General features: G+C 65.0%; 1 protein-coding gene. It reads right to left on the bottom strand.

Annotated features, from left to right (window positions below; all coding sequences use genetic code 11):
- On the bottom strand, window positions 1-240 hold a 240-nt coding region (locus tag AC0L20_RS41750; protein ID WP_473295952.1), incomplete at both ends, for a hypothetical protein.

Raw genomic sequence — 240 nt, 5'->3', positions numbered from 1 at the left:
AGCAACTGGAGCTGCAACACACCTGGCTCAAGGAGCTGGGCGAGTGGCAGGAGCGCCAGCAAAGCGCCGCCGAGCAGTTGCAGCAAGCCCAACAACACTGGGACAGCCAAGGCCAGCAACGCCAGGATTTGACGCGCCTGGACCAGCTCGCCCCGCAGCGCCATCACTTCGTGCGCCGCGCGGAACTCGACGCATTGCTGGCCCCACTTGCCGAGCAGATTCGACAGCACCTTGACCAGC

Source organism: Bradyrhizobium sp. Kon58, assembly GCF_055807455.1.
This window is presented reverse-complemented; position numbering and strand designations above follow the sequence as displayed.